At 73.2% G+C, this 13,911-nt stretch carries 10 protein-coding genes; 7 read left to right on the top strand and 3 right to left on the bottom strand.

What is annotated here, in order from left to right; all coding sequences use genetic code 11:
- Positions 1 to 176 precede the first annotated feature (176 nt).
- Both AC1Q49_RS11135 and AC1Q49_RS11130 read left to right on the top strand, forming a co-directional pair.
- The gene (locus tag AC1Q49_RS11135; RefSeq protein WP_492492192.1) at positions 177 to 4,979 is read left to right on the top strand and encodes an ATP-dependent helicase; all 4,803 of its coding nucleotides are present in this window, start codon (positions 177 to 179) and stop codon (positions 4,977 to 4,979) included.
- Positions 4,980 to 5,027: 48 nt separating this feature from the next.
- Positions 5,028 to 5,801: a DNA-formamidopyrimidine glycosylase family protein gene (locus tag AC1Q49_RS11130; protein ID WP_492492190.1), complete on the top strand. Its 774-nt coding sequence runs from the start codon at positions 5,028 to 5,030 to the stop codon at positions 5,799 to 5,801.
- Between the two features lie 465 nt (positions 5,802 to 6,266).
- On the opposite strand, the gene AC1Q49_RS11125 is transcribed toward AC1Q49_RS11130, so the two are convergent.
- Positions 6,267 to 6,929, bottom strand: a complete 663-nt coding sequence (locus AC1Q49_RS11125; RefSeq protein WP_060958371.1) for a YitT family protein — start codon at positions 6,927 to 6,929, stop codon at positions 6,267 to 6,269.
- Positions 6,930 to 7,018: 89 nt separating this feature from the next.
- Between AC1Q49_RS11125 and AC1Q49_RS11120 the strand changes: the two genes are divergently transcribed.
- From AC1Q49_RS11120 to AC1Q49_RS11100, 5 genes are read left to right on the top strand one after another with little or no spacing between them, the layout of a single operon-like run.
- The gene (locus AC1Q49_RS11120; RefSeq protein ID WP_060958370.1) at positions 7,019 to 7,984 is read left to right on the top strand and encodes a phosphodiester glycosidase family protein; all 966 of its coding nucleotides are present in this window, start codon (positions 7,019 to 7,021) and stop codon (positions 7,982 to 7,984) included.
- A 5-nt stretch (positions 7,985 to 7,989) separates the two neighbouring features.
- Positions 7,990 to 9,144: a glycosyltransferase gene (locus AC1Q49_RS11115; RefSeq protein WP_492492187.1), complete on the top strand. Its 1,155-nt coding sequence runs from the start codon at positions 7,990 to 7,992 to the stop codon at positions 9,142 to 9,144.
- Between the two features lie 39 nt (positions 9,145 to 9,183).
- Positions 9,184 to 9,591, top strand: a complete 408-nt coding sequence (locus AC1Q49_RS11110) for a transferase (protein WP_061782438.1) — start codon at positions 9,184 to 9,186, stop codon at positions 9,589 to 9,591.
- Between the two features lie 51 nt (positions 9,592 to 9,642).
- A complete protein-coding gene (locus tag AC1Q49_RS11105) occupies positions 9,643 to 10,389 on the top strand; it encodes a LysR substrate-binding domain-containing protein (protein WP_492492185.1) in 747 nt (248 codons plus the stop codon).
- 45 nt (positions 10,390 to 10,434) lie between these two features.
- Positions 10,435 to 11,160, top strand: coding sequence for a glutamine amidotransferase-related protein (locus tag AC1Q49_RS11100; protein WP_060958367.1), 726 nt, complete (start codon positions 10,435 to 10,437; stop codon positions 11,158 to 11,160).
- 28 nt (positions 11,161 to 11,188) lie between these two features.
- On the opposite strand, the gene AC1Q49_RS11095 is transcribed toward AC1Q49_RS11100, so the two are convergent.
- A complete protein-coding gene (locus tag AC1Q49_RS11095; RefSeq protein WP_492492183.1) occupies positions 11,189 to 12,016 on the bottom strand; it encodes a TspO/MBR family protein in 828 nt (275 codons plus the stop codon).
- A gap of 114 nt (positions 12,017 to 12,130) precedes the next feature.
- The gene (treZ, locus tag AC1Q49_RS11090) at positions 12,131 to 13,864 is read right to left on the bottom strand and encodes a malto-oligosyltrehalose trehalohydrolase (RefSeq protein ID WP_492492181.1); all 1,734 of its coding nucleotides are present in this window, start codon (positions 13,862 to 13,864) and stop codon (positions 12,131 to 12,133) included.
- Between the last annotated feature and the right edge of the window lie 47 nt (positions 13,865 to 13,911).

Here is a 13,911-nt window from a genome sequence, read left to right as displayed (position 1 = left end):
GCTGGTCGAGCCGGCCGGTCGAGCCGGCACGGACGGCCGTATTCAGTCTCCCCGGGTGCCGCAGCGGCGCTGGACCGCCTGATTCCGGGCCCGCCACCGCCCGATGACGCCGCGGAGACTGAATACGGAACACGCGCCGCACCCCGCGTGTCGGCGGTCCGCGGGATGATGGATCGATGGCCGATGTGCTGGAGCGGTTCGGTCCTGCGACCCAGGACTGGTTCCGTGGCGCCTTCGCCCAGCCGACGACCGCGCAGACCGGGGCATGGGAGGCGATCTCGGCCGGCAAGCACGCCCTCGTGGTCGCCCCCACCGGCTCGGGCAAGACCCTGTCGGCGTTCCTGTGGGCCATCGACCGGGTGTTCCGGGAGAAGGCCGCCGCCCCGGCCGACGGTACGGCCCCCGCGGGCGTCGCGCCCGCCGGGGCGGCCAGGAAGCGGCCGCCGAAGAAGGATGCCGCGGGCACGCGCATCCTCTACATCTCGCCGCTGAAGGCCCTCGGCGTCGATGTGGAGCGCAATCTCCGCTCGCCGCTGGTGGGCATCGGCCAGGCCGCGCGCCGCCTCGGCATCCCGTTGCCGGAGGTGACCGTCGGCGTGCGCTCGGGCGACACACCCGCCGCCGACCGCCGCAAGCTCGTCACCGATCCGCCCGACATCCTCATCACGACACCCGAGTCGCTCTATCTGATGCTCACCTCCCAGGCGGCCGAGACCCTGCGCGACGTGCACACCGTGATCGTCGACGAGGTGCACGCCGTCGCGGCCACCAAGCGGGGCGCCCACCTGGCGGTGAGCCTCGAACGGCTCGACGCCCTGCGCCGCGGCGACGATCCGGATCGCCCTGCCGCGCAGCGGGTGGGACTGTCGGCGACGGTGCGCCCGATCGACGAGGTGGCGCGCTTCCTGGGCGGCTCCGCCCCGGTCGAGATCGTCGCTCCGCGTGCCACGAAGGCGTTCGATCTGCGCGTCGTCGTGCCGATGTCGGACATGCTCAACCCCCCGCCCCCGCCGCAGCACCGCCCGGATGACGACGCCGAGGGTGAGACGGCGGCGGATGCCGAGGGTGACGGCGACTGGTTCGCGCCGTCGCCGCCCACGGAGATCACCGGATCGGTGTGGCCCCATGTGGAGGAGGCGATCGTCGACCGGGTGCTCGCGCACCGCTCGACGATCGTGTTCGCGAACTCGCGGCGGCTCGCGGAACGACTGACCGGGCGCCTCAACGAGATCTACGCGGAACGCCTCGGCCTCGAGCTGCCCGATGCGACGGTTCCCGCTCAGACGATGGCGCAGGCGGGCGCGAGCGCCGGCGCCCCTCCGGAGCTCGCGAAGGCCCACCACGGCTCGGTGTCGAAGGAGCAGCGCGCGCAGGTCGAAGACGAGCTGAAGCGCGGCATCCTGCGCTGCGTTGTCGCGACGAGCTCGCTCGAGCTCGGCATCGACATGGGCGAGGTCGACCTCGTCATCCAGGTGGAGGCACCGCCGTCGGCGGCGTCCGGACTGCAGCGCGTCGGCCGCGCCGGACACCAGGTGGGCGAGGTGAGCCGCGCCGCGCTGTTCCCGAAGCACCGCGGCGACGTCCTGCACACCGCGGTGGTCACCGAGCGGATGCTGGCGGGGCAGATCGAGGCCATCGCCGTGCCGCAGAACCCGCTCGACATCCTCGCCCAGCAGACGATCGCGGCCTGCGCCGTCGGCCCGGTCGACGTCGAGGGCTGGTTCGAGACCGTGCGCCGTTCGGCGCCGTTTCGGACCCTCCCGCGCTCGGCATACGAGGCCACACTCGACCTGCTCGCGGGCAAGTACCCCTCCGACGAGTTCGCGGAGCTGCGCCCCCGCGTCGTCTGGGACCGCGATCACGGCACCCTGACGGCGCGCCCCGGTGCGCAACGCGTCGCCGTGACGAGCGGCGGCACCATCCCCGACCGGGGCCTGTTCGGGGTGTTCGTCGCCGGCGAGACCCGCAACGCACGCGTCGGCGAGCTCGACGAGGAGATGGTCTACGAGTCGCGGGTGGGCGACGTGTTCACCCTCGGCACCACGAGCTGGCGGATCGTCGAGATCACGCATGATCGCGTCAACGTGCTGCCCGCGTTCGGCCAGCCGGGCAAGCTGCCGTTCTGGCACGGCGACGGCCTCGGACGGCCCGCCGAGCTGGGCGAGGCGCTGGGGCGTTTCTCCCGCGAGGTCGCCGCCGCGGGCTCCGAGAAGGCCACCGCGCGTCTTCGCGACTCGGGGCTCGACGACAACGCCATCGGCAACCTGTTGGCCTATCTCGACGAGCAGAAGGAGGCGACGGGCAGCCTCCCCACCGACCGCACCCTGACGGTCGAGCGTTCCCGCGACGAGGTCGGCGACTGGCGCATCATCCTGCATTCCCCGTACGGCATGCACGTCCACGCGCCCTGGGCTCTCGCCGTCAACGCACGCATCCGGGAGCGGCTCGGCGTGGAGGGGTCGGCGGTCGCGAGCGACGACGGCATCATCGCGCGCGTGCCCGATGCCGAGAGCGAGCCGCCGGGAGCCGACCTGTTCGTCTTCGAACCCGACGAGCTGGAACGGCTCGTGACCGACGAGGTGGGCGGCTCGGCGCTGTTCGCCTCGCGCTTCCGCGAGTGCGCCGCCCGCGCCCTGCTGCTGCCCCGCCTCAACCCCCACAAGCGCTCGCCACTGTGGCAGCAGCGGCAGAAGTCCGCGCAGCTGCTGGAGGTCGCCAAGAACCACCCCACCTTCCCGATCATCCTGGAGACGCTGCGCGAGGTGCTCCAGGACGTCTATGACCTGCCCGCCCTGCTGCGCATCGCGCGGTCGATCGGCGACCGGCGCATCCGCCTCGTGGAGACCACGACCAGCCAGCCGTCGCCGTTCGCACGCGATCTGCTCTTCGGATATGTCGGCGCGTTCATGTACGAGGGAGACTCGCCGCTGGCCGAGCGCCGGGCCGCCGCGCTCTCGGTGGATCCCGCACTGCTCGGCGAACTGCTCGGCAAGGTCGAGATGCGGGAGCTCCTCGACCCCGCCGTGATCGCGCAGTTCGAGCGCGAGGCGCAGCGGCTCGATCCGTCGCGCCGCGTGCGCGGCGTGGAAGGGGTGGCCGACCTGCTGCGCCTGCTCGGGCCCCTGGATGCCGCGGAGGTCGCGGCCCGCCTCGAGGCCCCCGACGTCGCGCCGGCCGCCGCCGGGGACGAGACGGATCCGGCCGCGGACGCTGCTGCGACGGACGCGGCTGCGGCACAGACCGTGGCGGCGTCCCTGCTCGGGGAGCTGATCGACGCGCGTCGCGCGATCCGCGTCACGGTCGGCGGCGTCGAGCGCGTCGCCGCCATCGAGGATGCGGGCCGGCTCCGCGACGCTCTCGGAGCGGCGCTTCCGGTCGGCATCCCCCTCGCCTTCCTCGAGCCGGTCGCCGACCCGCTCGCCGACCTCGTCGCCCGCCACGCCCGCACCCATGGCCCGTTCCGGACGGCGGACGTCGCCGCGCGCCTCGGCGTCGGCACGGCGGTCGCACGGCAGACCCTGCAACGCCTGGAGTCGCAGGGGCGCGTGTCGGCGGGCTTCTTCCTGCCCGACGCCGCCGCCACCACCGACGGACGCGCCCCCGCGGACGACCTGGAGTGGTGCGACAGCGAGGTGCTGAGGCGCCTGCGGCTGCGGTCCTTGGCGGCGATCCGCGGCACGGTCGAGCCCGTCGCCCCGGAGTCGTACGCACGGTTCCTGCCCGCCTGGCAGCACGTGGCCGGGTCGGCCGGCGGCCGTCCGATGGAGGGCGTCGACGGAGTGCTCGCCGCGATCGAGCAGCTCGCGGGCGTCCCCCTCCCGGCGAGCGCGTGGGAGTCGCTCGTGCTGCCCGCGCGGGTCAGCGACTACACGCCCGCGATGCTCGACGAGCTCACCTCGACGGGCGAGGTCGTCTGGTCGGGGCACGGCTCGCTGCCGGGGCGCGACGGGTGGATCGCGTTGCACCCGATCGACGCCGTGCCGCTCACCCTCGCCCTGCCCGACGACCCCGAGCCGCCCACGGAACTGGAGCAGCGGATCCTCGACGCGCTCGGCGCGGGCGGCGCCTTCTTCGCCGGCCAGCTCGCCGGCATGACGTCCGCCCTCAGCGAGCAGGCGGTCGTCGAGGCGCTGTGGAACCTCACCTGGACCGGACGGGTGACGAACGACACCTTCGCGCCGGTGCGCGGCCTGCTCGCCGGCGGATCGCAGGCGCATCGCACGACGCGGCGCACGCCGCGGGCGCGGATGTTCCGGGGCACCTCGATCGCAGCGACCGTCACGGCACCGCGGGCGGCACCCCCGCGCCCTCCCCTCGTGGGCGGCCGGTGGTCGCTGCTGCCGCAGCCGTCCGCCGACGCCGCGCTTCGCGCCGCGGCATCCGCGAGCCTGCTGCTGGAGCGCTACGGCGTGGTCACGCGCGGGGCGGTGCAGGCGGAGGGGGTGCCCGGCGGCTTCGCGCAGACCTACCGTGTGCTGGCGGGTTTCGAGGATGCGGGCCACTGCCGTCGCGGATACTTCATCGAGAAGCTCGGGGCGGCTCAGTTCGCGGCATCCGCCACCGTCGACCGCCTGCGCGAGTACGCCGCGCTGCCCGATCCCGCGCCGCTGCGGGCGGTGACGCTCGCCGCGACCGATCCCGCCAACCCCTACGGCGCCGCGCTCGCTTGGCCGGCGCTGGAGGCGGTCGCGCACCGGCCGGGACGCAAGGCGGGAGGACTCGTGACGCTCGTCGACGGCGCCCTCGTGCTCTACCTCGAACGCGGCGGACGTTCAGCGCTCGTGTTCAGCGATGACGACGACGTGCTCGCCGCCGCCGCCGCCAGTCTCGTCGACACGGCGCGACGCCGGCACCTCGACACCCTGACCGTCGAGCAGGTGTCGGGCGCGTTCGTCTACGGCACGCCCGCCGGACGGGCGCTGCAGACCGCGGGCTTCGTCGAGTCCAGCCGTGGCCTGACCCTGCGGCGGCAGCGGTGACCCGCGGGGGCGGCGTGGTTCGCGGCCGCGCGATCCACGGAGCGGCGCATGCCTGAGGGCGACACCGTGTTCCGCACCGCCCGACGGCTGCACGAGGCGCTCGCGGGCGCCGAGGTGACCCGCTTCGACCTGCGCGTGCCGCGGTACGCCACGGCCGACTTGACGGGTGAGCTCGTGCACGAGGTCGTGCCGCGGGGCAAGCACCTGCTGATGCGCATCGGCGGCTTCACCCTGCACTCGCACCTCAAGATGGAGGGCCGCTGGCTCGTGTTCCGCCGCGGCGAGCGGTGGCGCTCCCCCGCCTTCCAGGCGCGCGCCATCGTCGGCACCGCGCAGGTGGATGCCGTGGGCTTCGAGATCGCGATGGTCGACCTCGTCCCCACCAGCGAGGAGGACGCCCTCGTCGGCCACCTCGGTCCCGACCTGCTCGGCCCCGACTGGGACCCGGCCGAAGCGGCGCGCCGCCTCTCCGCCGATGGGAGGCCCGTGCACGTGGCGGTCCTCGATCAGCGAAATCTCGCCGGGCTCGGCAACGAGTACGCCAACGAGCTGCTGTTCGTCCGCGGCATCCTGCCGACGACGCCGGCCGCCGACGTGGATGCCGCGGGTCTGGTGGACACCGCCGCGCGGATGATCACCGCCAACCGGGACCGACCATCGCGGACCTTCACCGGTGACACCCGACCGGGTCGGCAGAACTGGGTCTATCGGCGCGAGCGCAAGCCCTGCCGGCGGTGCGGCACGCCCATCCGCCGCACCGAGCTGGGCGCGACCGAGACGAGCGAGCGCATCGTCTTCTGGTGCCCCGTCTGCCAGACGTGACCGCGGCGTCCACCGAGGACGCCGCAGAATCGGAGCGTCGCACCGCATTCGGATGCCGCGGCATCCCCCGACCGCATCCGTGATCACTCTCTGCATGTACTGCAGCCGCGCGGGAGCACGCCCGGCGCCACCACCAGAATCGGACCACGGTCACAGAATCGGATGCCACGGCCCCCACCCTCCGCATCCGCGACCACTCTCCGCATCTACTTCAGCCACGCGCGAGCACGCCCCACGCCACCACCAGAATCGGACCACGATCACAGAATCGGATGCCACGGCCCCCACCCTCCGCATCCGCGACCACCCTCCGCATCCGCTGCAGCCACGCGCGAGCACACCCCGCGCCACCACCAGAATCGGACCACGATCACAGAATCGGATGCCGCGGCCCCCACCCTCCGCATCCGTGATCACTCTCCGCATCTGCTGCAGCGCGGCGACGGCGACACGCCGGCGCGCGGGTCAGCGACCGAGGTAGCGGCCGGGACGGTGGTTCAGGGCCAGCACCAGGTTGAGGAGCACCGCGCCGGCGGCGCTCATCAGCACGTTCTGCCACGGGACGACCAGCAGCGCGAGCGCGACGATCAGCACGTCGAAGATCATCATCGTCCAGCCCGCCCGGAAGCCCGTGCGGTCCTGGATCTCCAGCCCGATGATGTTGATGCCGCCGACGCTCGCGCGATGGCGGAAGAGGATGAGCACCCCCACGCCCGCCAGCAGGTTGCCGGCGAGGGTGCCGTAGAGCGGCTGCAACCCCTCGATGGGGAAGAGGGCGTCGTGCAGCGGCGCGAACGCCGACACGAGCGCGATGGAGATCACCGTGCGGATCGTGAAGTCCCAGCCCCGACGCCAGACCGCCAGCAGGGCGAAGGGCAGGTTGACCGCGGCGAAGAGCACCCAGAACGGCCAGCCGGTCGCGTAACCGAGGAGCAGCGAGAGGCCGGCCGTGCCGCCGGTCACCGCCTGTGCGGCGTGCAGCAGGTGCAGTCCCGACGAGACGAGGAAGGTCCCGGTGAGCAGGCCGAGGATGTCTTCGCCGACCGAGTGATCCTGCGCCTTGGTGTCGAAGACGAGCGTCGGACCCGTGGTCGGGTCGTCATCTGCGGGAGCGGTCACGGCATCCATCTTCGCAACATCCGCGGGGCGCGACGTTCATAGCCGCCGCGTAGCCGCCGCCAAGGGGGCGCCTACCGCGACCGCCGAGGGTGGTCCTCATGAAAAAGCGTGTCAAGCACTCCCTCATCGCCGGTGGGGTCGCGGTCCTGCTCGCCGCGGGGGGCGGGACGGCCTGGGCACTCGACCGGTTCGTCGTCCCCCACGTCGTCGTCTCGGACGTCGCCGCCTACGAGGCGGCGCAGAACGGGACGGCCTCGGCATCCCCCACGGCATCGGCGTCCGCCGACGCGACGAGCACGGCCTCGACGCCCGTCGTCACCGCCACCACCTACACCTCCGACGACGCGGCGATCTCGATCAGCACGCACACCCAGGGCACCGGGGACGCCACGGTCACGTACTACGTCGCCGACATCACGCTGAGCGACGCGACCGCGCTGCGCAGCGCCTTCGCGAACAACCAGTTCGGCGAGAACATCACGGCCCTCGTGAGCGAGACGGCGACCGCCAACGGGGCGGTGTTCGCCGTCAACGGCGACTACTACGGCTTCCGCGACTCGGGGATCGTCATCCGCAACGGCGTCGTCTTCCGCGACGACGGCGCACGCGAGGGCCTCGTCTTCTACAAGGACGGCACGGCGGCGGTGTACGACGAGACGCAGACCTCGGCCGCGGAGCTGCTCGCCGACGGGGCGTGGAACACGTTGAGCTTCGGTCCCGCGCTGGTGGAGGACGGCGCGGTCGTCTCCGGCATCGACGACGTCGAGATCGACACCAACATCGGCAACCATTCGATCCAGGGGGAGCAGCCCCGCACGGCGATCGGCGTCATCGACGAGAACCACATCGTGATCGTGGTGGTCGACGGGCGCAGTCCGGGCTACAGCGCGGGCGTCACGATGAGCGGACTCGCCGACATCATGGTCTCGCTGGGCGCCACCACGGCGTACAACCTCGACGGAGGCGGGTCGAGCGAGATGTGGTTCAACGGCACGGTCGTCAACAAGCCCTCCAACGGGGGCGAGCGCGCGACGAGCGACATCCTCTACATCGCGGCGGGGTGATCGCGATGCACATCGTCCTCATCCCCGCGTACGAGCCCAACGGCCGTCTCGTCGACGTGATCGCCGCCCTCACCGCCGCGGCGCCCGAGACGCCCGTCCTGGTCGTCGACGACGGCTCGGGTGAGCGGTTCGCCCCGGTGTTCGCGGCCGCCGCGGCGGCGGGCGCCGTCGTGCTCCGGCACGGACGCAACCGCGGAAAGGGCGCGGCGCTGCGCACCGGGTTCGCTCACGCCGCGCGGGCATGGCCGGGCGCGGCGGTGGTGACGGCGGATGCCGACGGCCAGCACACCCCGGCGGACATCCGCCGCGTCGCCGACGCGGTCGATCCCGACGGCGTGCGGCGTCCGCGGGAACTCGTCGGCCAGTCCGCCGGCTCCACCTCCGGCCCGCGGGCCGGCGCCCCCGCAGCGACGCCGACGGCGACGGCACCGACGGCGGACGACGCGGCCCGCGCACGCACGATCGTGCTCGGGGCCCGCGCCTTCTCCGGGGAGGTGCCGCTGCGCAGCCGCGTCGGCAACGGCACCACCCGCTGGGCCTTCCGTCTGGCGACCGGGCAGCGGCTGCGCGACACCCAGACGGGGCTGCGGGGGTATCCGGCCGCGACGCTGCCGTGGCTGCAACAGGTTCCCGGCGACCGGTTCGAGTACGAGCTGGCGATGCTGCTGCGCGCCCGCGGCGCCGGGATCGCGCTCGCGGAGGTGCCGATCGAGACCGTCTACCTCGACGGCAACCGCTCCAGCCACTTCCGGCCGGTGGCGGACTCGGTGCGCGTGTACGGCCCGCTGCTGAGGTTCACGGCCTCGGCGCTGCTCGCCTTCGCCATCGACACCGCCGCGCTGCTCGTGCTGGACACGTTGACCGGGTGGCTGCTCTTCTCGGTGGTCTTCGCACGTCTGTTGAGCGCCAGCGTGAACTTCGCCGTCAACCGCTCGTTCGTGTTCGGTCGCGCCCGGTCGCTTCCCACGCGCACGACGGCGCTGCGCTACTTCTCGCTCGCGGGGCTGCTGCTGGCGGCGAACTACGGCATCCTCAGCGCCCTGACGGACGCCGGCATCCCCGTCCTGCTCGCGAAGATCGCGACCGAGACGACCCTCTTCGTGGTCAGCTACGGCGTGCAGCGGACGGTCGTGTTCGCCCCGACGCCCGGCCGGGAATGATTCCCGCCCCGACGCCGTTGCGATCACCAGGAGGGATTCGTGGGTAAGAACTACATCGACATCGAAGACGATCGCGGGCAGACGCTCCGCTATCGAAAGCACGTCAACGGCCGCGGCCTGGTCGCGAACGGCGCCAAGGTGCACGCCTCCGCGCTCGTCGAAGCGGGCGCGTATGTCGAACCGGGCGCGCAGATCGCCGCGGGCGCCCACATCGGCCGCGGCGTCTGGATCGAGCCCGACGCGGTCATCGGCCCCGACGCGGAGATCGCCCCGCACGCGCACATCGGATCCGGCGCGGCCATCGGCCCGCGCGCGAAGATCGGTGTCCGCACCGTCGTCGGCGCGCACGCGCGCGTCGCGGGCGGATCGCTCATCGGCGACGACGAGCAGATCGCCGACGGCGAGCGCGTCGCGACCGACCGCCGCGGATTGCGCCTGGCCGCCTGACACCCGCCCGTCCCGTGTCGTCCGCCGGCCCACCCGGCTACGCTGGCCTGCATGGCAGGCAGTGGTGCGGGACGCGCGAACCGGCGCGGGGGCAGACCCGCCCGCCCGGGTTCGGGGCGCACGTCCGGAGCTCCCGCGGGCGCGGCCAAGAAGCCGCCGCAGAAGAGGCCCGCACCGCCCCCGCCGCCCGTCGAGCCGCACGGCACGTTCCGACTCGGCGCGATCGAGGGCGCGACGCCGGGCACCTGGATCGACCGCTGGCGTGAGCGGATGCCGCGTGTCGCGGTCGACCTGGTACCCCTGGGCATCGCCGATCAGCGTGAGGCGGTCGCCTCGGCATCCGTCGACGCCGCCCTCGTCCGCCTCCCGCTGGATCGCGCAGGGCTGCACGTCATCGAGCTGTACGACGAGGTGCCGGTGGTGGTGTGCGCCGCCGACTCGCATCTGACGGCGGCCGACGAGCTCACGCTCGACGACCTCGACGGCGAGGTCGTCATCGCGCCGCAGCATCCGCCCGTCGAGATCGCGGTGCCCGGAGCGCTCGTTCCCCGGTTCGCGGCGCCCGAGAGCGTCGGCGAGGCGATCGCGATCGCCGCGTCGGGGGTCGGCGTCGTGATCGTGCCGATGTCGCTCGCGCGGCTGCACCACCGCAAGGACGCCACGTTCCGCCCCCTCGTCGGCGGACCGGTGTCGATCGTGGCCCTCGCGTGGCCCGTGTCGGCCGACGGCGACAACGGAGCGCTCGTCGACGCGTTCATCGGGATCGTGCGCGGACGCACCGCCAACTCGTCGCGCTGACGTCACACGCGGCCGCGTCGCGGCGTCGCCGCCTAGACTCTCCGCATGGCTCCGCTCGTCTACGTGTGTGCGCGCCCCCAGCAGGGCGCGGCGGCCGCCGAGTACGAATCGTTCCGTCTCGCCATGCACCTCGACGAAGGCGATCTGCAACGGTGGGACCTCGTCCGCGACCCGTGGCCGGCCGATGCCGCCGTCCGGTGGCGCGGCGCCGTCGTCGGGGGAAGCCCGTTCAACGTGACCGACCCCGAATCGGCGAAGACCGCGGCGCAGCGACGTCTCGAAGCCGACCTGGCGCGCCTGGCGGAGGCGGCGGCGGCCGGGGAGACCGCGGCCCTCTTCACGTGTTACGGCATCGGCGTCGCGACCCGCACACTCGGCGGGGAGGTCACGCGCGCCTACCCCGAAGACACCGGACCGACGGTCGTGAACCTGACGGACGAGGCCCGCCGCGACAGCCTGTTCGGCGCCCTCGCGCCCACCTTCTCGGCGCTCACCGCGCACAAGGAGGGAACGGGGCGGATGCCGGAGGGTGCGGTGCTGCTCGCGACCAACGAGGCCTGCCCCGTGCAGGCCTATCGCCTGGGCGACACGCTCTACGCGACCCAGTTCCACCCCGAGCCCACCGGTCGCGCCTTCACGGAGCGCATGGCGGTCTACCGCGACGACGGCTATTTCGCGGCCCACGACTACGACCGCATCGCCGGGCTGGTGCTCGCCGCCACGCTCACCGAGCCGATGCGCATCCTCCGCGCCTTCTCGCAGACGTTCTGACGCGCGACCCTCGTCGCCGGAGCGCCCGTCAGTCCCCGATGGTCGCGGCGACCGCGCGTCGGCGACCTGCCGCCGCGATCGCCGAGACCAGCACGACGCCGGCCACGACGAAGGCCGCGGTCGCGACCGCGGGGGCGTGCGGCTCGCCGCTCGTGCGCGCGATCCCGATCCACACGAGGCCCCACGACATCGCGAGCGCCGGGGCGATGCGTCCGCCCGATCCGAACGCGACCGCGACACCGACGAGGGCGACGACCACCAGGACGATCACGCCCCACAGCTGCTGACTGTCGGCATCCATCGCGGGCACGACGTCCGCGGCCAGCCAGGCCGTGATGTTGGCGACCGTCGCGAGGCTCACCCAGCCGAGGTGGATGCCGACGGTGCCGTCCATGAGCAGTCGATCGGCCCACGTCTCCGGAGGCGTCCGCACGAGAGCCCGCAGCGTCGCCCCCAGGGCGACGAGGAGCACGATGATCGCGATCACCGTGGCCGGCAGCGTGAGGAACTGCGCCGCGAGGAGCCAGCCGCCGTTGAGGACGGCGGTGAGCGCGATCCACCACCCCGCGCGCCGCTGGCGCTCCCGCCCGCGCTGTGCGGGCAGGGCCTGCCAGACGGCGTAGGCGACCATGAGGACGTAGACGACGGACCAGATCGAGAACGCCGGCGTCGCCGGCGCGAGCACGGTCGCATCGGCATCCAGTGCGCCGCCCTGCAGGTCGCGGACGTTCGTGCCGCCGAACAGTCCGGTCCCCACCATCGCGGCGATGATCATGAAGACCACCGCGGAGATGACGACGATCTGACGCGCGAGGTCGGCGCCCGTGGGGCTCTGCGTGCCGCGAGAAGTGTCCATGCCATTCACGGTATGGAGGGATGCCGCCGTGCGCCAGGCCCTTGACAGGCACCGCGACGGCGCCCGGCGCACCGGCGATCAGCGAGACACCGGCGGTCAGCGAGACACAGGCGGTCAGCGAGACACGGGGCCGACGACCGCGGCGGTGTCCGCCGGGAGCGCGAGGGCGCCGGCGTCCGCAGCGCCCGCGGGGGCGCCGGACGTGGCGAGCCACACCTCGCGCCCGTCGAGGTCGATGCTCCACGGCTCGGGCGAGAGGTTGACGTAGACGGCCGCGGCGTCGCGGCGGAGCACCCACCGTCCGGGGCCGGCGCTCTCGGCCCCGTGCCCGCGGCGATCCGGATCGGTCAGCTCGGGGCGGGCTCGCCGCAGCCGCGACAGCGCCCGGTACAGCTCCAGCAGTCGCGCGTGCACGCCGGCGCCGGGCTCCGCCCAGTCCAGCTTCGACCGCTCGAACGTCGCGGGATCGTTCGGGTCGGGCACGAGCGCCTCGTCCCAGCCCATCCGCGCGAACTCCGCCGTGCGGCCCGCGCGGGTCGCGGCGGCGAGCTCGGGCTCGGGATGCGAGGTGAAGAACTGCCAGGGCGTCGAGGCCCCCCACTCCTCCCCCATGAACAGCATCGGCGTGCCGGGGGCGGTCATCGTCAGCACCGCCGCCACCTCGAGGCGCTCCGCCGACAGCGACTGGCTGAGCCGGTCGCCGGCGGCGCGGTTGCCGATCTGGTCGTGATCCTGCGCGAAGGTCACCAGGCGCCATGACGGCACCGCGGCGGGGATCGGCGCCCCCCAGTCGCGATCCCGGAACGAGGAGAACGTGCCGTCGTGGTAGAAGCCGCCGGTCCACGTCTTCGGCAGCGCCTGCGGGTCGGCGAAGTCGGCGTAGTACCCCTCCGTCTCCCCGGTGAGGGCGACGTGCACCGCGTGATGCCAGTCATCGACCCACTGCGCGGTGAGCCCGTAGCCGCCGGCCTCGCGCGGAAGGATCATCACCGGGTCGTTGAGGTCGCTCTCCGCGATGAGCGTCAGCGGCGGGCCGAGGTGGGCCGACAGCGCGTCGACCCGCTCGGCGATCTCCCGCAGGATGTGCACGGGGCTTGCGGCCGACTCGTGCAGGGCGTGCACGGCGTCCAGGCGCAGACCGTCGACGTGCATGTCCCCGAGCCACATCAGCGCGTTGTCGATGATGTGGTCGCGCACCGCGCGCTGGTCGAGGTCGACGCTCGATCCCCACGTCGTGCTCTGCCCGTCACGCAGGTACGGCCCGAACTCGGGCAGGTAGTTTCCCGAGGGGCCGAGGTGGTTGTAGACGACGTCCTGCACGACCGCGAGGCCCGCCGCGTGCGCCGCGTCGACGAAGCGGCGGTACGCCTCCGGCCCGCCGTAGTCCTCCTGCACCGTGTACCAGAGCACGCCGTCGTAGCCCCAGTTGTGCGTGCCGTTGAAGCCGTTCACCGGCAGCAGCTCGACGTGCGTGACGCCCAGGTCGACGAGGTGCGGCAGGCGCCCGATCGCGGCATCCAGCGTGCCCTCGTGTGTAAAGGTGCCGACGTGCAGCTCGTAGACGAGTCCCCCGGCGAGCTGACGGCCGGTCCAGGCCGCATCGGTCCAGGCGAAGGATGCCGGGTCGTCCCAGGCCGAGAGCTCGTGCACGCCCCGCGGCTGACGCCGCGAGCGCGGGTCGGGGCGCACGGCGCCGTCGTCGAGCACGAAACCGTACTCGTCGCCGGACGCCAGCGTCAGCGGAGCCGTCCACCAGCCGGCCTCCCCCGCGGTCAGCTCGACGTCGTCGAGCCCCGGTCGCCGCAGTCGCACCCGCGCCGCGCGCGGCGCCCACACCTCGATCGTCATGCGACCATCCTGCCGGTCGCGACGAGATCGCCGTGACCCCTTGACCT

The organism is Microbacterium sp. MPR-TSA4, assembly GCF_058792815.1.
The sequence above is the reverse complement of the archived record's forward strand: the minus strand, read 5'-3'. Positions and strand labels throughout refer to the sequence as shown.